13 protein-coding genes are annotated in these 17156 nt (G+C 75.4%); 4 read left to right on the forward strand and 9 right to left on the reverse strand.

Features of this window, described 5'->3' with window-relative positions:
• Positions 1 to 2 precede the first annotated feature (2 nt).
• The 3 genes from ACF1ED_RS33225 to ACF1ED_RS33235 all read right to left on the reverse strand — a co-directional run bounded on the left by ACF1ED_RS33225 (position 3) and on the right by ACF1ED_RS33235 (position 3734).
• Positions 3 to 1334, reverse strand: coding sequence for an ATP-grasp domain-containing protein (locus ACF1ED_RS33225; RefSeq protein WP_391766893.1), 1332 nt, complete (start codon positions 1332 to 1334; stop codon positions 3 to 5).
• Positions 1331 to 2581 (reverse strand): ATP-grasp domain-containing protein, encoded by a 1251-nt coding sequence (locus ACF1ED_RS33230; protein WP_391766895.1) that lies wholly within the window; start codon positions 2579 to 2581, stop codon positions 1331 to 1333. Before ACF1ED_RS33230 ends, ACF1ED_RS33225 begins: the two co-directional genes overlap by 4 nt.
• 226 nt (positions 2582 to 2807) lie before the next feature.
• On the reverse strand, positions 2808 to 3734 hold the full coding sequence (locus ACF1ED_RS33235; RefSeq protein WP_391766897.1) for a GNAT family N-acetyltransferase: 927 nt from the start codon (positions 3732 to 3734) through the stop codon (positions 2808 to 2810).
• 554 nt (positions 3735 to 4288) lie between these two features.
• Here ACF1ED_RS33235 and ACF1ED_RS33240 point away from each other — a divergent pair.
• The 4 genes from ACF1ED_RS33240 (at position 4289) to ACF1ED_RS33255 (ending at position 9355) form a co-directional block, all read left to right on the forward strand.
• Entirely contained in the window at positions 4289 to 5437 is a 1149-nt protein-coding gene (locus tag ACF1ED_RS33240; protein WP_391766899.1) for an aldehyde dehydrogenase family protein, read from the forward strand.
• A 95-nt stretch (positions 5438 to 5532) separates the two neighbouring features.
• Positions 5533 to 7254: a thiamine pyrophosphate-binding protein gene (locus tag ACF1ED_RS33245; RefSeq protein ID WP_391766901.1), complete on the forward strand. Its 1722-nt coding sequence runs from the start codon at positions 5533 to 5535 to the stop codon at positions 7252 to 7254.
• A complete protein-coding gene (locus ACF1ED_RS33250; RefSeq protein WP_391766903.1) occupies positions 7251 to 8771 on the forward strand; it encodes a class I adenylate-forming enzyme family protein in 1521 nt (506 codons plus the stop codon). Before ACF1ED_RS33245 ends, ACF1ED_RS33250 begins: the two co-directional genes overlap by 4 nt.
• A 143-nt stretch (positions 8772 to 8914) precedes the next feature.
• Complete coding sequence (locus ACF1ED_RS33255) at positions 8915 to 9355, forward strand: enediyne antibiotic chromoprotein (protein ID WP_391766905.1); 441 nt, start codon at positions 8915 to 8917, stop codon at positions 9353 to 9355.
• 57 nt (positions 9356 to 9412) lie between these two features.
• Here the strand turns inward: ACF1ED_RS33255 and ACF1ED_RS33260 are convergent, their stop codons facing one another.
• The 6 genes from ACF1ED_RS33260 to asnB form a co-directional block, all read right to left on the reverse strand.
• Entirely contained in the window at positions 9413 to 9754 is a 342-nt protein-coding gene (locus tag ACF1ED_RS33260) for a hypothetical protein (protein WP_391766907.1), read from the reverse strand.
• A gap of 101 nt (positions 9755 to 9855) precedes the next feature.
• The gene (locus ACF1ED_RS33265; RefSeq protein WP_391766909.1) at positions 9856 to 11682 is read right to left on the reverse strand and encodes an NAD(P)H-dependent oxidoreductase; all 1827 of its coding nucleotides are present in this window, start codon (positions 11680 to 11682) and stop codon (positions 9856 to 9858) included.
• 1 nt (position 11683) lies between these two features.
• Positions 11684 to 13165: a dihydroorotase family protein gene (locus ACF1ED_RS33270; RefSeq protein ID WP_391766911.1), complete on the reverse strand. Its 1482-nt coding sequence runs from the start codon at positions 13163 to 13165 to the stop codon at positions 11684 to 11686.
• Complete coding sequence (locus ACF1ED_RS33275; RefSeq protein ID WP_391766913.1) at positions 13153 to 14259, reverse strand: acyl-CoA dehydrogenase family protein; 1107 nt, start codon at positions 14257 to 14259, stop codon at positions 13153 to 13155. Before ACF1ED_RS33275 ends, ACF1ED_RS33270 begins: the two co-directional genes overlap by 13 nt.
• The gene (locus ACF1ED_RS33280) at positions 14256 to 15317 is read right to left on the reverse strand and encodes a PrpF domain-containing protein (RefSeq protein ID WP_391766915.1); all 1062 of its coding nucleotides are present in this window, start codon (positions 15315 to 15317) and stop codon (positions 14256 to 14258) included. The genes ACF1ED_RS33275 and ACF1ED_RS33280 overlap by 4 nt, the downstream gene beginning before the upstream one ends.
• A complete protein-coding gene (asnB, locus tag ACF1ED_RS33285) occupies positions 15314 to 17155 on the reverse strand; it encodes an asparagine synthase (glutamine-hydrolyzing) (RefSeq protein WP_391766917.1) in 1842 nt (613 codons plus the stop codon). The genes ACF1ED_RS33280 and asnB overlap by 4 nt, the downstream gene beginning before the upstream one ends.
• Position 17156: the final 1 nt, after the last annotated feature.

Below are 17156 nucleotides of genomic sequence, written 5' to 3' on the forward strand. Positions count from 1 at the left end.
GCTCAGGCGGCCAGGGCCGGGGCCGCCGCGGCGGCCGGTTCGACGTCGATCCGGAGGGACTCGCCGGCCAGCCGCTCGCACAGTGCGACCGCGCTGTCGGTGTCGGCGGCCGTGACCACCACGCTGCCGAGCCGGTCCCAGTTGTCGCGCAGCGGCCGGACGGTGTCGCCGGGGCCCACGTTGACCTGCGCGGCGAGCACGTCGGGCCGTGCCCTGACCTCGTCGAGGCCCGCGACGGCCGTCACGGTGCCGGGCTCGCGCACCACCGCGCGCATCACCGCGGCGCCCTTCGGTTCGGGGGAGGCGGCGAGCGGTTCGACCAGGCCCAGCGGCCAGGCCGTGCCGTACGCGATCATGTCGATGCCGTACGCGGCCTCGACCAGCTCCACGATGTTGTCGCCGCCCAGCCGGTTGTGCGACTCGATGACGAGGGGCCCGCGCGAGGAGAGCCGGATCTCGGTGTGGCTGGGGCCGTCGGTGACGCCCATCCCGGTCAGGAACTCCTCGACCGCGTCGGTCAGCGCCGCCCGGTCGTCCGCGTCGAGCCGTGCGGGCACCGCGTGCCCGAGCTCGGCGAAGTGCTCCTCGCTGGTCAGCTTCTCGGTGACGGCGACGACGACGTGGCGGCCCGCGAAGCTCAGCGCCTCGACGCTGAACTCGGGCCCGTCGATGTACGACTCCATCAGGAAGCCGTCGACGGTGAACATGGTGGAGCCGCGGTCGGTGCGGCCGCCGTCCATCTCCTGGATCCGCGCCCACACCCGGTCCAGGTCCGCGCGGTCCTCCGCGCGCAGCAGGCCGAAGCCCGCGGTGGTGGAGACCGGCTTGACGATGAACGGGTAGCCCGCCCGCTCGCCGAACGCGTCCAGCGACTCCCGGCCCTCCACGAGCGCGGCGTGCGGCACCGGAAGCCCGTTCTCGGCGAGGTGCCGGCGCATCAGGGACTTGTCGCGCATCCGGCGGCTCACCTCGTGGCGCCGCCCGTCGGTCAGCCCGAACAGGTCGCCGAGGCGCCCCGCCGGGGTCACCCCGGGCTCGGTCAGCGACACGACGGCGTCGACGCCGTACACGGAGCGGGCGGCCTCGGCGAACGGCCGGACGGTGTCCCAGTCGGTGTAGTCGACGACGAGCAGCACGTCGGCGGCCCGGGTCTGGTACTCGGTGACCTTGTCCGGGTGCTGGATCAGCACGGTCGTGACGCCGAGCGCCACGTAACGCTCCACGTGCGCGTCGACGCCGCCGATCAGCAGCACGGTCTTCCGGCCGGTCGGCGCGGCCGGGGCCGGGGCGGGGGAGGGGGCGGGGGCGGGGGCTGTGCGCTCGATGGTGCTCATCGGTGGGTTCCCTTCGGGGCGGCCAGGGCGGTCTCGCGGACGTCGACGCGCAGCAGCCCGCGGACCCGGGCGATCCGGTCGGCGGCCTCGGCGGGCGATTCGGCGTCGACGACGACATAGCCGTGGCGCGTGAACGAGTTGGTGGTGGGCGGCAGGTCGTCCCCGGCGGAGTGGGGGAAGTGCAGCGTCTGGACGTAGGGCAGGGCCCGGATCGCGTCGAGTCCGGTCACCGACCGCAGCTCCCCGGCGGGCAGCAGGAAGAAGCCGACGGACGCGGTGTGCTTCGGCCGCGGCGGCTCCACCGGCTCACCGGCCAGCGTCCGGAAGATCGCGGCCTCGATGTCGTAGTCGGAGGCGGTCTCGATGAGCAGCGGAATGCGGTCGCCGCCCAGCCGGGTCTGCGACTCGACGACGCGCGGCCCCCGGTCGGTGAGGATGACCTCGGTGTGCGCCGGGCCGAAGCGGTAGCCGGCCAGGTCGAGCAGGCCGATGACGACCGCGTGGATCGCGGCCCGCTCGGCGTCGGCCAGCGGCGCCGGGTGCACGTGCGAGGTCTCCACGAAGTACGGCGCGCCCGTGGTGTGCTTGGCGGTGATGCCGATGACGTGGTGCACCCCGTCGGCGGAGAGGGTCTCCACGCTGAACTCAGGGCCCCGCAGGTACTCCTCGATCAGGTACGGCCCGGGCAGCCCGGCCGCGGTGACCCGCTCCGTCCACTCGTCGAGGTCGGCCGCGTCGCGGATCAGCGCGACGCCCCGGCTGCCGGAGGCACGGGCGGGCTTCACCACCACGGGCAGCGGCAGCCCGGCCAGCGCGCCGGACACCTCGCCGGCGGTCGCGACGGAGACGGAGCGCACCGCCGAGAGACCGTGCTCGGCGAGCAGTCCGCGCATCGCCGCCTTGTCGTTGAGCACCCCGATCGCGGCCGCCGGGTTGGGTGAGACGCCGAGCGCCTCGGCCTCGGCGTAGGCCGGGGGCATCGACTCCTCCGCGCCGAGGTGCAGCACGTGGCCGATGCCGTGCGCGCGGACCGTCGCGGCGATCAGGGTGCGCAGCCCCTCCTCGTCGGAGAAGTCGGTGAGCAGCAGCTCCTGAGCGTGCTCGGCGACCTCGTCGAGGTACTGCCGCTCGCGCAGCGAGGGGTCCCAGATCGCCCAGACCTCGAAGCCCGCCTCGGCGGCCTTGCGGACGAACTGGCTGTAGGGCATCACCATGAGCAGCCGCTTGGATGCGCCGGTGGGGGTCATGTCGGGGGCTCCGTTCTGGGCCTGGTCGGTGACTCGGCACGGGGCCGTCGCCGTCCGGCGGGGCGGCGACTTCACGAAGAAGCGCCGAGTCCCGGCGGACGTCTTCCGGCGCGGGGGCGGGTCGGTATCGTCGTGTCAGACATCGGGACGGACTCGGTCGGGAGTGCGTCCTCGCGGTGGTGAGGCGTCCGGAGGCCGCGGGGGCGGCCACCGGAGCCCGAGCGGGTCAGGCGGGGCCCAGCCGGAAACGGGTGAGGGACCGTGCGCCCGTCACGGCGAAGACGGGCACGAACGCCTCGGCCCTGTGCACGTCGCCCGTCTCCAGCGTGGCCAGGGCGCGTACGGCGCCACGGGCACGCAGTTCGGCGAACCCGGCGGTCAGCAGGGCGAGTCCGATGCCGAGCCCGCGGAAGGCCGGGGCGACCGCGACCTCCAGGACCCGGCCCTCGTGCCCGGCTCCGTGCGTCAGGACGTGGCCGGCCGGCCGGCCGGACACCTCGAGGAGCAGCGCCGCTCCGCCGTCGTCCCGCGACCGGCGCAGTGCCGCGGCGTAGACCGCCGCGTCCCCGGTCTTGGGGCCCTTGGAAGAGCAGCGCCGATGCAGTGCGTGCAGGGCCGCGAGCTCGCCGGGGTCGTCGAGGTCGGCCGCGCGCACCGCACCGCCGTCGGGCAGCACCATCGGCAGCGCGTCCGCCGTCAGGTCGATGTCGTACTGGCCGGTCGTGGCGCCGCGGACGAAACCCGCCTCCTTCAGCACCACCGGGACCACCTCGTCGCCCCGCAGCACGCCGCCGACGGTGACGGAGTACGGCCTGCCGTCCTCCAGCGCGAGCGCGTCGGCCCGGTCCAGCAGCAGGCACAGCAAGGTGCGGGCCGCGCTCACGCCGTGCCGGCCGGGCAGCGCGGTCAGCACCGCGTCGAGCTCGTCGCCGCGCGGGGTCAGCGCCGCCCAGGCGATCACTTCGTCGCCGGGGCCGGTCAGGCACCAGCTGTTCTCCTCGTAGCCGGGGGGCCCGGCAGCCCGAAGGGCGTCCTCACGGGTGTACGTGGCCGCGCCGGTGAGGTTCTTCTCGTACGTGCGCATCAGGCGGACCAGGCTGTCCGGCGGGACGTCGGCCGGGCGTCTGACGGTGAGCTGCCCGTGCGGGGTCATCGGTGCCTCCCGTCCTTGGGGAATCGGGTCCGGCGGTCGGGCCGGAGCCTCGGGGAGCCCGTGGCGGGCCGCTGTCGGCTGCGGTCCGCCGCCGGGCGGGTCCCGGAATCCGGTACCGACAGTGAAAGGAATGCTGTGGAACGGAATTCTCTGGTATTCACAGCACTCCTCCTCGTCTCTGGCGGACCGGATTCCGGCGCCGGTACGGGGGGGTCCCGGCGTAGTCCGAGATGCTACTTGCCAAAGGTGTGACGTCCTTCTCCGAGAATGCTTGGTGCCCCTCTCCGCGATTGAACACGGCTGAACGCAGCACGAACCGAGATGCGCCGGCCCAGCCGCCCGCGAGACGCTTCGGCGAGCAAACCCTAAGGCCAGAGCGGGTGCGAAGGGGTGGTCGCATGTACGGCGGCGTCATCGAGGCGAGCGTGGACACACTCGCTCCGCAGCACCACGGTCGAACGGCGGATTCCCCGGAGCCGGTTCATGCCGCTGCGGGTGACGTCGTTCCGAAAATCGTCGACGTTCTTCTGCGGAACCGCGCCGAATTGCTCACGGTGCTCACCGAAATCGCCACCGCCCAGGCAGCCGCCGACGAAATTCTGCGCTCCGTGAGGGCGCTGGCGGGCGCCCCCTGGGAACTGCTCCGCAATTCCCCCCGGCGGCTCGCCCGCCTCGCCACCTTCCTCCCGTCGAACAACCTGCTCTACTCCTACGTGCTGTTCGGCGTCGTCCCCTCGCTCTACACGGACGAGATCCGGCTGCGCCCCTCGGCCCGGGTCGCCCGCGCCGCGCTCGCCGTCCACGAGATCCTCGGCCCGCCACTGCGCCGGCTCGGCGCCGGACGGATCGTCATGACCCCCTGCACCCAGCGGGAGTTCCTCGCCGACTGCGCCCGCTCCGACGCCGTCGTCTTCACCGGCCGCCCGGAGAACGGGGCGGCCGTCGCCGCCCGGCTGCCGGCCGGGACCCTGCTGCTCTCCTTCGGCTCCGGGCCCAATCCGGTGGTCGTCGGACCCGACGCCGACCCCGACGCCGCGTGCCGCGCCGTGCTCGACGCCCGGCTGTACAACTCGGGCCAGGACTGCCTGTGCACCGACCTCGTCCTCGTCCACCGCTCACAGGTCCGCGCGCTGGTGCCGCGGATCGCCGACGCGCTGGCCGGCATCCGGGTCGGCGACCGGCGCGACCCCGCCACCCGGGTCGCCCCGCTGGTCTACCCGGACGCCGTCGAGGACGCCGCCGCCTTCCTCGACGCGCACCGCGAGTTCACCGTCCGCGGCGGCCGGACCGACCTCGCCCGGCACACCGTCGAGCCGACGCTGCTGCACCTGCCGTGGCAGGAGGACCTCCACCCGCCGGAGTTCTTCTCGCCCGTCGTCCTCACCATGGCGTACGACGAGCCCGGCCAGGTCGCCCGCTGGCTGAACTCCGCCGAGGAGACCGTCCGCGGCATGTACGTCTCGGTGTTCGGTGAACCGGCCTTCGCCGGGAGGTCGCGCGTCGCGACCAGCGTGGTCTGCGAGGAGCGCGTCACCTTCGACGTCGAGGACGGCAACCGCCCCTTCGGCGGCTACGGCCCGCTGGCCGGGAACGTCCGCCGCCACGGCACCGTGACCGGCCGCCCCCTGCTGCTGTCCGCCGAGGCGGGTCCGCCCGCCGGCCCCGGTGCCGGTCCCGGGTCCCGGATCCGCACAGGGCCCTGACCGCCCGCGCTTCCGGCCGTCGCGGCGTCCCCGTACCCGTGCCCGCGCCCCCGTACGCGTGCCCCCGTTCCACCGAACCGATGAGGAGCTGCCCCGTGAGCGTGACCACCGAGGACCATCCCTGGCACGTCGTCGCCGGGACCCTCGCGGACGCCGGATGCGACCTCGTCGTCGGCCTGCCGTCCGACGAGCCCGGTCTGATGGACGCCGCCAGGGCCGTGCCCGGGCTGCGCGTCGTCGGGGTCCGCGACCAGCGCGCGGGCGCCTGCGCCGCGATCGGCCACGCCGCCGTCTCCGGACGGCCCGCCGTCCTCGCCGTCAACTCCGGCCCGAGCTTCGCCAACGCCCTCACCGGCCTGCTCGAAGCGGGTTCGCTGGGCGCCCCGGTCGTCGTCGTCACCACCCGCGTACCCGCGCTCGGCATGGGCCGGGGCGCCTTCCAGCACACCGACCAGGCCGCCATGGCCGCCCCGCTGGCCAAGTGGACCTTTCTGGTGGAGGACCCCCGTCAGCTGACCTGGGCGTTGCGCCGCGCCGTCCACCTCGCCGTCAACGGCGCCCCCGGCGTGGTCCTGGTCGAGATCGCCGACGAGGTGCTGCGCGCCCCGGCGCCCGAGCGCCGCCCCGCTCCGCCGGTGCGCCGCCTGCGCTTCGCCGCCGACGCGGAGGAGGTCCGCCGCGCCGCCGCGCTGCTCGCCGCCGCGCGCCTCCCCGTCGTCGTCGTGGGCGGCGGCTGCAAGCCCGCGGGCGCGGGAGCCGCCGTGCGGCGCCTCGCCGAACTGCTCGGCGCGCCGGTCTTCACCACCGCCGCCGGACGGGGGGTCCTCGACGAGGAACACCCGCTCGCCTGCGGCCTGGTGGGCCTCTACGCCACGCCACCGGCGGACCGGCTGCTCGCCGAGGCCGATGTCGTCCTCGCGATCGGATCCCGCCTGGAGGAGACCGCCCGGATGGGCTGGGACGGGCTCGACGACAAGACGCTCGTCCACGTCGACGTGGACCCGGCCGTGTTCCTGGCCGCCCTGGAACCCGAGGCCGCCCTGCTCGGCGACGCCGCCGTGGTCGCGGGCCAGCTCGCCGACGCCCTTCGGGCGCAGAACCCGGAGGCACCCGCCCTGGCCGCCCGCAGGGCCGAGATCGCCGCCGTACGGGCGAAGACGCGCGCCCGCAACGTGCCCGCCGGCGCGGACGGGCCCGGCCTGACCGTGCCCGAGGCGCTGCGGCTGCTCCAGGAGTCGGTGGGCCGCGACGCCACCCTCGTCCAGGAGAACGGGCTGCACGACATGTGGGGCTACCACTGGCCGGTGGTGTCCGTCGGCGACGGGGCCCGGGTCGTCACGCCCGGCGAGCAGACCATGGTCGGCTTCGGGCTCCCGGCCGCCGTCGGCGCGGCCGTCGCCGATCCGGCCCGCAGGACGGTCCTGGTGTGCGGCGACGGCGCGTTCGAGATGGGGCTCGCCGCGCTGCCCACCGCGGTCGAGCTGAAGCTCGGCCTCACCGTCCTCGTCCTGGACAACCGAGGCTACGGCTGGCCCCGGTTCGTCCGCGGCGAGGAGCGGGCCCCCGACGCCCTCACCCGCTTCACCGCCCCCTCCCACGCCGACGCCGCCGTCCGCGCCCTCGGCGGCGACGCGGTGCGCTGCACGACGCCGGCGGAGCTCACCGCCGCGCTCGCCGCCGCGGCCGAGGCGCACACCGAGGGCCGGACCACCGTCATCACGGTTCCCGTCCACGACGCCGACGTCCCCGTGGGCGTACGCCGGCTCTTCGCCGACCCCGAGACTCCCGGGCCCCCGTCGTCCGGAGCGGCGGCATGAGCCCCCGCCCCCGGACCCACCCGCTCCCCGGCCCGGCCGGCGCCGCAGCCCCCGCTCCGGTCTCCGGCGGCTCCCCCACCGCGACCACCGGCCGGCCGGTCGCCCGGATCCCCGGCCCGGCCGACCACTCCGACCGCCCCGCCCCGCGCCCGGCCTCCCGTCCCGCCCCCCGCCTGACCGTCGACGGCGAAGCCGTCCCCGCCGCCCGGCTCGCCCGGCTGGTCGACGGGGCCGCCCGGGGGCTCGCCGCCGCCGGGGCGGGGCCCGGGCGGGCGGTCGCGCTCGCCTGCGACCATCCGCTCGCCGCGGTCGTCGCCGCGCTCGCCGCCGAGAGGGTCGGGGCCCCGCTGCTGCTCGACGGCACGGCCCCGGCCCGGCACATCGCCCCGGCGGCCCGGATCCACGTCACCGGCTCGGGGGTGCCCGTCGTCGTCGCCGGGGCCGCCCGGCCGCTCGACGTCCCCGAGCCGGTCGCCGCCGTCTTCTGGACCTCGGGCAGCTCGGGCGACCCCAAGGCGGTCGCCGTCCCCGCCGCCGCCCTCGTCCACCAGGGGCGGGCCACCGCCGCCCGGATGCGGGTCACCGACGCCGACCGGCTGCTGCTCCCGCTGCCGCTACGGCACGCCTACGGCTACAGCGTGCTGCGGGTGTGGCGGGCCACCGGCGCCCACCTGTACGCGGAGTCGGGCTTCCACCTGCGTACCACCCTGACCCGGCTCGCGACCGAGGGCATCACCTCGCTGGACGGGGTGCCCACCATGTACCGGATGCTCGCCGCCGAGGCCGCCCGAGACCCGGAGGCGGCCCTGCTGCTCGCCGGCCTGCGCATCCGCGGCTGCGGCGGCGACGTGCTGACACCTGCCCTGTACGCCGACTTCCTCGCCGTCACCGGGGCGCCCCTGCACGACGGCTACGGCCTGAGCGAGGCCGGCCCGAACGTCGCCCTGAACGCCCCGGGCGACCTGCGCCCCGGCACCGTCGGGCGGCTCCTCGACGGCGTCGGGGCCCGGCTCGGCGGTCCCGACCGGGAGATCCAGGTGGCGAGCCCGAGCCTGATGCTCGGCTACCTCGACCCGGCCACCGGCGGCCTCGACCGCACCCCGTTCACCGCCGACGGCTGGCTGCGCACCGGCGACACCGGCGCGGTCACGGCCGACGGCTGGCTCACGGTCCGCGGCCGGATCAAGGAAGTGCTCGTGGTGCACGGCGAGACCGTGGCCCCCACGGTCGTCGAGGACGCGGTACGGGCCGCGGCCGGGGTCGTGGACGCCGCGGTCGTGGGCGTCCGGGGCGGCGGCGACCGGGGCGACACCGTCTGGGCGTTCGTGGAGAGCGCGGATCCTGACCACCGGACGGTGGCCGCCCGGGTCGCCGAGGCGTGCCGTCGCGCGCTCCCTCCGCACGCCCGCCCGCGGGCGGTCCGCGTGGTGGCGCGGCTGCCGCGGACCGGAAGCGGAAAGTCCGACCGGGCGCGGTTGCGCGCCTGGGCTTCCGGCACGACGGCCGCCGCCGCGTAGCCGTATAGCCCGGTTATGTTCCGTTTCGAGTGAGTTTTATGAAGCAACCTCGAAGATGTGAGGGCCCGTCAAGATCGCTAAATTCGTTGATGGCCGCCGGAAGAGGAGCGGCCGCTTCCCCCTTCACATCCTGGAGTTCTCGCATGACCGTCAAGAACACGCTCGGCCTCATCGCTCGCGTCGGCGCCACCGCCGCCCTCGCCACCGGCCTGGCCGTCGCCTTCCAGCCCGCCGCGATGGCCGCGGCCCCGGTGGTCTCGGTGTCCCCGGCCAGCGGCCTCGCGGACGGCGCCACGGTGACCGTCAAGGGCACCGGCCTGACCCCGGGCTCCGTCTACCACGTCGCCCAGTGCGAGATCGTCGCCTCCGGCGACTACGGCTGTGACCCGTCGACCGTGGTCGACATCACCGCGGACGCCCAGGGCAACCTCAGCACCCAGTTCACCGTGCACAAGGTCTTCCAGGCCGTGAAGGGCGCCGAGGGCACCCCGTCCGGCACGGTCGACTGCGGTGCCACCGCCTGCCAGGTCGGCCTCGGCGACTCCCAGGGCGTCGGCGGCGGCCAGCGCATCACCTTCGCCTGAGCACCGGCCGGCTGACGACGTCGCGCGGTCCGCGGCGCCGCCGCACCCGACTCCCCGTCAGGGAGCCTGGCTCCCGCTCGGGGAGGGTGCGGCGGCGGCCAGGACCCCCGCGACCGTCTCCGGCTCGAAGTTGACCGCGCTGGACCAGCCACCGATCGCGAGCCGGAACCAGATCGCGCTCGTGATCACCCCGTCCCGGTGCTGGTCCTCCACCACCTCGTCACCGGGCGACCAGCCCTCGGCCTCGTAGCCGACGGCCGCGTCCGGCAGCAGCAGCCGGATCACGGGGCTGTCCAGGGACGGCCCCGACCGGACGTTGGCGTCACGCCAGACCGGCCCGAGCGGGGCGGGACACGGGTGGAACCCGCCGGACACGACGGACTCGGGGGACGACGACATCGATCCACTCCTTCTCTCTGCGCTTCTCTGCGCTTCTCCGCGGCTTCCTCGCCGCTCCCGGGCGGTTCCCGCCCGGAAAGGTCCCGGCCCGCCCGCCGAACTCAGGCGACGGCCCCCAGGACCGTCTTCCGTTCGGCGGCCCGCGCGCTGCCCAGCCACACCACCTGGGACACCATCTGCAGCAGCCGCGCCGTGTCCGGCGCGGGCTCCCCACCGGTGGTGTCGGCCGCCGGCACCCGGTCGACGGCCACCCCCACCGGCGTCGGCCAGCCCCGCAGCGCGTGCCCGATGGTGCGCAGCGTCGTCAGCGTCGAGACCGCGCCCTGCGCCGCCGCGCCGACCGCGACCGTGCCGATCGGCCGCCCCTCCAGGTACGGCACCGGGCCGCCGATGTCGTTGACGTAGTCGAGGGCGTTCTTCAGCAGCCCCGAGACGGTGGCGTGGTACGTCGGCGACACCAGGACGACCCCGTCGGCGGCCCGCAGCTCGTCGAGGAACCCGGCCACCGCCGCGTGCGAGGTGCCGAGCCCCGGCCGGTACGCCGGAAAGTCGATCTCCGCGCCGGTGAACACCCGCGCGGAGGCGCCCTGCTCGGCGCAGCGCTCCGCGCACCAGTCGGCCACCCGGTCACAGGTGGATCCCTGGCGCAGCGATCCGCTGATCAGGACGATGTGCGGTGCCGGCATGGCGGAGGGACCTTTCTTCGGACGGAGGGTGGTCATCAAAGAGGCCGGCCCGGCGGGCCGTTCGGGACCCCGGTCGCCGGGCCGCCAGCCCAGGACGTCGGTGAGTGCCACGTCCTTGCGGCCGGCGGAACGGACGTGGGCGTTGCGGCGTTCTTCGGCCGCCCGGTCGGCGCCCTGGTCGAGGGAGCCCTGACGGCGGGAGGCGAGGACGACGGCCCCGGCGCGCGGCGCGCGCTCGCGGGCGTAGCCGGCGAGCGCGTCGGGCACCTCGGCGTCCGAGGCCAGCGCCTCGGCCAGCACCAGCGCGTCCTCGAGGGCCATGTTGGCGCCCTGGCCGAGGGCCGGGACCATCGGATGGGCGGCATCGCCGAGCAGCGCCACCCGGCCGTCGACCCAGCCGTCGACCGGGTCGCGGTCATGGATGTCGGTGACGACGACGTCCTCGGGAACGGCCTCGCGCACCAGGTCGACGACCGGAGGGTGCCAGCCGTCCATGGCCTCCAGCAGCGCCGCCCGCGCCCCGTCCGGTCCCAGCGCGGGCCACACCCCCGGCGGCGCGGTGATCTTGGCGGTCCAGTACAGGGTGTCGCCGCCCACCGGGGCGACGAACAGCTGGATGCCCCGGCCGTTGACCACGTGCCCGCGCGCTCCGAGCGCCGAGCCGCTGGTCCGGCCGCGCACCGAGGTGTAACCGCGGTAGTGCGGCGGCCCGTCGCCCAGCATCTGGGCCCGGACCGCCGAATGGATGCCGTCGGCGCCGATCAGCGCGTCGCAGTCGATGGTGTGCCCGTCCGAGAGGACGACGGTGACCTGGTCGGGCCCGGTGATGTAGTCCGTCACCGCGGTGGCGAGGCGGACGGCGGCCCCGGCGGAGAGCGCCTCGTCGAGCAGGGCCCGGTGCAACGCGCTGCGCAGCACCGGGATCTGCGGGGCGCCCAGCGCGGCCGTGGACGTGCCGACCTGCTCCTCGGCGAGCACCGTGCCGTCCGCCTCCATCACGATCCGCACCTCGTCGCGCCGGGTGACGTGACCGACGTCGCGGATCCGGGCCCCGAGACGTCCGCTCAGCGCGTCGATCGCGCGCACCCCGTTCGGGTACAGGACGAGCCCCGAGCCCTTGGCACCGATCCGTCCCGCCCGTTCGACGACGGTCACGTCGAGGCCGCGCGCGGCCATGCCCACGGCGGCCGCGAGTCCTCCGATCCCGCCGCCCGCCACCACCACGGACCGTTTTCTGGTCATGTCATCCCTCCCGTGCGGCGAACGCCGCCGTCGGTGTCGTGTCCCAGTCCGTCGCGGACCGCGAGCCCGTGTCTCCCAGGCCCGTGTCTCCGAGGCCCGTGTCCCCGAAGACCGGCGCCGCCCCGAGCAGCCGGCCGTCGTACGCGCCGAACGTCCCCGACGCGGCGTCCCACACGGTCCGCCCGGCCCGCAGGGTGCGTTCGACCCGGCCGGTGAACGTCCAGCCCTCGTAGGCCGACCAGCCGCACTTGCTCTCCACGTCGTGGGCCGAGAGCATCCACGGCGTGTCCGGCGCGAAGACCACCAGGTCGGCGTCGGCGCCCGGCGCGATCCGCCCCTTGCCCGGCAGCCGGAACAACTCGGCGGGCAGTTGCGACAGGTGCCGCACCAGGCGGGTCACCGCCACGTCCGGATCCTCGTCGGGACGGCGGCGGCGCATTCCCGTCCACACGGCGACCGCCAGCTCCTGCACGCCGGGAAGCCCCGGCGGCGAGTCGGCGACCGAGCGGGTCTTGTCCTCGACGGTGTGCGGCGCGTGGTCGCTGCCCAGCGTCGCGGCCTGTCCCTCGACCAGCGCCCGCCACAGCCGGTCCTGGTCCAGCTGGCCGCGGATCGAGGGCGAGAGCCGGGTGCGTGCCCCCAGCCTGCGGGTGTCCTGGTCGGTGAACGACAGGTGGTGGCCGGTGACCTCGAAGGTCACCGGATGTCCGGCGGCCCGCGCCGCGCACACCAGGTCGGCCTCCTCGACGCTCGACAGGTGCAGGATGTGCGCGGCGGTGCCGTACCGCCGGGCCAGTTCGATGACCTTGGCGACGGCGACGATGCCGCCGGTGCGCGGACGGCGCCGCTCGTACTCCAGATAGCTGCCCGGATCGCCCCACCAGGCGTCGAGCAGCGCGAACAGGCCGTCGTCCTCGGCGTGCAGGACCAGCTGGACCCCGCCCTCGGCCGCGGCGGCGAACGCCCGCTCCAGCACCACCGGGTCGCGCACCACCGTCGGCGCCGTGTGGTGGCCCGCCATGAACACCTTCGCGCTCGTCGCCACCGCCGGATCGAGCTCCGCCAGCAGCTCGGGCCTGGCCGGGTCGAGCCCGATGTGGAAACGCAGGTCCACCAGCGAACGGCCCGCCACCAGCCGGGCCTTCTCCGCCACCGCGGCCGGGTCGAGCGTCGGCGGCACCGTGTTCGGCATGTCCATCACGGTGGTGACACCGCCGCGGACCGCCGCCCGGCTGCCGTGCTCCCAGTCCTCCTTGTACGTCAGACCCGGCGTGCGGAAGTGCACGTGGGAGTCGATGAGGCCCGGCAGCACGTAGTGGTCGCCCGCGTCGATCCGCTCGACGTGCGCCGGCGCGGTGTCGGCGCCGGTCACGGCGGTGATCCGCCCGTCGGCGATCAGCACGTGACCCGCACGCACCCCGTCCGGCGTCACCAGCCGGCGACCGCTGACCACGAGGTCGGGCACCGCGCTCAGCCCGTCCACGACGCCGCCACCAGGTCCCGGCACAGGTCGTTGGTCGGACCCATGAACGCGATGCCCCGCGCGTCGGCCAGGAGCCGCGCGATCCGCGCCCCGTCGCGGTACCCGGCCGAGCCGAGCATCCGCGCCACGTCGAGGCACATCTCCTCGGCCGCCACGCTCGCGTGCAGCTTGCTGTGCAGCGTCGTCAGACCCGGATCGGCCGAGGTCCGCGCCCCCGCCCGGTCCACCACGGACCGTGCCGCCTCGAGCCGGGTCGCCAGTTCCACCAGCCGGTGCCGCACGGTCGGCAGCGCGAGCAGCCCGTGGTGTTCCGCGTGCTGTACGGCCAGGTCGAACGCGCCCTGGGCGATGCCCACCGACACCGCGCCCAGGCTGGCGCCCGACTCCCGCACTCCCGCGATCACCGAGGCGGCCCCACCGGCCGGCCCGAGCCGGTCGGCGTCCGGGACCACGCAGTCGTCCAGCGCGACCAGACCGGTCGCCGAACCGCGCATCCCGGCGAGCCCGAAACCGAGTTCCGGGACCACGCCCGGGGTGTCCGCACCGACCAGGAAGAAGGTCTGCCCGTCCGATCCGTACCCGTCCGGTACCGCCGACGGCGCCTCGGCGGCCGTCCGCACCAGCACCAGATAGACGTCGGCCACCCCGGCGCCGGTCGCGAACGCCTTCGAGCCGTCCAGTCGCCACCGCCCGTCGGCGAGCCGCGTCCCGGTGCTCGACAGGTTCCGCTTCGCCGCCCCCGCGCCCGTCTCGCTCCAGGCCGAGGCGGCCAGCACGCTTCCGTCGGCGAGCCCCGGAAGCCAGCGCTCCCGCTGCTCCTCGGTGCCCCACTCGGCGATCCTGGCGCTCACGGCGAAATGCTGGAACGCGACGATCGCCACCGACGGATTGACGGCGGCGATCTCCGCGACGACCCGGTTGACCGCCGCCGCGTCGCCGCCCGCACCACCGTGCCGGACCGGCACGGCCGTGCCGAGCAGACCGCTCGCACGCAGCAGGGCCAGCACCTGACGGTCCGGCTCACCCGCCGGATCGGCCGTGTCGGCGGATTCGGACAACCGGGCGCGCAGCTCGGCCGTCAACAGCGGTCTCATGCCGCCCCCGACAACGCCAGGCATTGGGCGACCTCCTCGAATTGCAGATGGCTCAGGGGCGTCAGGACGAACGAACCCTGGAAGGTGACGCTCTTGCGTGCGACGGTCGCCCACAGCAGGGCGCCCTCGCCGTCGGCCGCGCCGGGTGCCGCCGTGACCGCCGTGACGGCCGTCCGGCCCCCCGTCGTCGCGATCTCCAGCAGCCCGGTGTCGGCCCCGTTCTCGCGGGCGATCCGCCACGGCACGGTGCCCGGGATCCGTACGGCCGTCCCCAGGCACACCACCCCGGTCAGCGCGATCGACGGGTGCCACCCCGGCACCGTCACGGCCCGGGCCGCGATCCCGCCGTCCTCGGCGGGCAGCACCGCCGCGATCTTCGGGAAGGCCCCGTCGGTCGGCCAGCCCAGCCGGTCGGCCGCGGCCTCCCGCAACGCCTCCAGCCGGCCGAGGAGTCCGTCGCCCGCACCGAACAGCGCCGCCTGGTCGGGCACCCCGAGGTCGCGGGCGTCCACGAAGGCGTACGCGTTGGCGCTCGCGACCAGCGACACCTCGGTCCGGTCGGTGCCCGCCACCAGCGGTGTACGGGGCGCCCCGGCGGGCAGCAGCTCACCGAACGGCACCGGCGCCGACTGCACGAAGGTGACCGTGAAAGCGGCCCCGTCCCGCTCCACCCGGTCGACCTCGCACACCACGCTGTCGCCGTTGTTGAGCACCTGGACACGGATCCGCCCCCCCGGCACCAGCCGCGGCAGCATTCCCGAACGGGCCGCGGCCACCACCGCCGACAGGATCGAATGACCGCACGAACCCCGCAGGTCGAACCGGTCGGGGGCACCGGGCAGCGCCTGCACGAACCGGTAGTCCAGATCGAACATGGGGTGTGCGGACGGCTCCACCAGCGCGATCTTCAGCACATGCGCGCCGCCCGCCGACACCAGGTAGCGGCGGGCCTCGGCGAGGTGCGCGAGCAGCGCCTCGTCGTCCCGCGGCAGCCGTCCGGCGTCCAGCACGAAAGTCGGGCAGGGACTGCCCGCCGCGTACGCGAGATGGCCGATCACGCCGCCACCGCCAGCGTCCGCGGCCCGTCCGACGCCACCGGCGCGATCCCGGGGAGGGCCACCGGACGGCGGAACTGCTCGTGCCACACCTCGTAGGCGAGCAGCGCCCACAGCGCGAGCGCGGCGCCGTCGTCCGGCCGCTCGGCCTGCGCCGTGAAGAGCGCATCGACCGCCGCGCCGTCCACCTGGCCGCGCTCCCCGAGCCGGCCGGCCGCCAGCAGGTCCCGGGCGAGCTCCCACAGCGAGGTGCCCGGCCGCAGCATCGCCGTCACCGGCAGCGTGAACGGCTGCTTCGGACGGCCGAGGACGCGTTCCGGCAGCAGCCCCGCCGCCGCCGCGTACAGCGTCCGCTTGACCTGTCCGCCCTGGATCCGCTGGTGGTCCGCGAGCGCCGAGCCGAGCGCGACCACCGACCGCTGGCAGAACGGCACCCGTGCCTCCACCGAGGAAGCCATGCTCAGGTGGTCGACCCGGCGCAGGTGGTAGGCGGGCAGCCGCTGCTCCAGTTCGAACCGGGTGATCCGGTCCAGGACCGTGCCGGGGCCGTGCAGCAGGTCGGCCAGGACAGCGGCGGGCAGCGCCGGATCGGCCGCGACGTGGGCCCGGTAGTCGGCGGTGTACAGGCGCGCCCGCAGCGCGGCCGGGGCGGCGGACAACGCGTCCAGATACCCCGCCGACCACTCCTCGCCCGCCGCGGACCGCTCGGCCGCCACCCGCATCCGCTCGTACCCGCCGAACACCTCGTCGGCGGCGTCACCGGTCAGCGCCACCGTGAATCCGGCCTCGCGCACCGCCCGGAACAGCGCGTACGTGCTCAGCGCGATCGGGTCGGCGTTCGGCTGGCCCAGGTGCCACACGGTGTCCCGCAGGAGCGCGGGGAAGTCCGCCGGGTCGATCTCCACCTGGTGGTGTGCCGCTCCGGCCCGCTCGGCGACCTCCCGCGCGAAGTGCCGCTCGTCGAACGGCCACGCCCCCCGGTAGGCGATGTTGAAGGTGTCCACCGGCCCCCGCTCGGCGGCGAGCGCCGTCACCAGGCTCGAGTCCAGACCACCGGAGGTGATCAGGGCCACCGGCACGTCGGCGACGAGCAGCCGGCCCACCTCCGTGCGCAGCGTCCTGCGCACCCGCCGGGCCGCGGTGAAGCCGTCCGGGACCGGCCCCCCGGCCGCGTCGGCGGGCCGCCGACGCACCCGGGGGGTGCCGCCGAGCTCGCACACCCAGGTGGTGCCCGGCGCCAGGACGTCCACGTCCTCGTACACGGTCCGCGTGCCGAACGGCGTCCTGGTCGCCAGGTACGCGTCGAGCGCCGACTCCCGCACCCGGGCGCCGATCCCGCCGAAGCCCAACAGCGCGGGCAGTTCGGAGGAGAAGCGCAGGGAACGCTCCGCCGCGTCCCAGCGCAGGTACAGCGGCTTCATCCCGATGTGGTCGGTGGCCAGCAGCAGCCGCGGCACCGGGCCGCGTTCGTCGACCAGCGCCAGCGCGTACATGCCGTCGAGGTGGTCGGTGAACTCCTCGCCGTACTCCAGGTACAGCGCCGGCAGCACCGAGCCGTCACAGCGGTCGGGGACGTCGTGGCCGCGCGCCACCAGGCGGGCCCGCAGCTCCTCGTGGTTGTAGATCTCGCCGTTGAACACGACCCGCACCCGGCCGCCCCGGCCGTACGGCTGCTCCCCGCCGTCCAGGTCGACGACGGCGAGCCGGTTGCTGCCGAGGCCCCAGCCGGGGGCCCGCGCGGTCCGGGTGGCGTCCGGGCCGCCGTGCCGCTGGAGGGCGGCGACGGCGCGCATCTCGTGCGGCGTCGCCGTCGCGTTGAAGTAACCGAAGATCCGGCACATG

It is taken from the genome of Streptomyces sp. NPDC014656 (genome assembly GCF_043084305.1).
Taxonomy (GTDB): domain Bacteria; phylum Actinomycetota; class Actinomycetes; order Streptomycetales; family Streptomycetaceae; genus Streptomyces.

Bases quoted from the DNA above. Each gene is read 5' to 3' on its own strand.
- ACF1ED_RS33225 (WP_391766893.1), bottom strand. From the start codon at position 1,334: ATGAGCACCATCGAGCGCACAGCCCCCGCCCCCGCCCCCTCCCCCGCC.
- ACF1ED_RS33230 (WP_391766895.1), bottom strand. From the start codon at position 2,581: ATGACCCCCACCGGCGCATCCAAGCGGCTGCTCATGGTGATGCCCTAC.
- ACF1ED_RS33235 (WP_391766897.1), bottom strand. From the start codon at position 3,734: ATGACCCCGCACGGGCAGCTCACCGTCAGACGCCCGGCCGACGTCCCG.
- ACF1ED_RS33250 (WP_391766903.1), top strand. From the start codon at position 7,251: ATGAGCCCCCGCCCCCGGACCCACCCGCTCCCCGGCCCGGCCGGCGCC.
- ACF1ED_RS33255 (WP_391766905.1), top strand. From the start codon at position 8,915: ATGACCGTCAAGAACACGCTCGGCCTCATCGCTCGCGTCGGCGCCACC.
- ACF1ED_RS33260 (WP_391766907.1), bottom strand. From the start codon at position 9,754: ATGTCGTCGTCCCCCGAGTCCGTCGTGTCCGGCGGGTTCCACCCGTGT.
- ACF1ED_RS33265 (WP_391766909.1), bottom strand. From the start codon at position 11,682: ATGACCAGAAAACGGTCCGTGGTGGTGGCGGGCGGCGGGATCGGAGGA.
- ACF1ED_RS33275 (WP_391766913.1), bottom strand. From the start codon at position 14,259: ATGAGACCGCTGTTGACGGCCGAGCTGCGCGCCCGGTTGTCCGAATCC.
- asnB (WP_391766917.1), bottom strand. From the start codon at position 17,155: ATGTGCCGGATCTTCGGTTACTTCAACGCGACGGCGACGCCGCACGAG.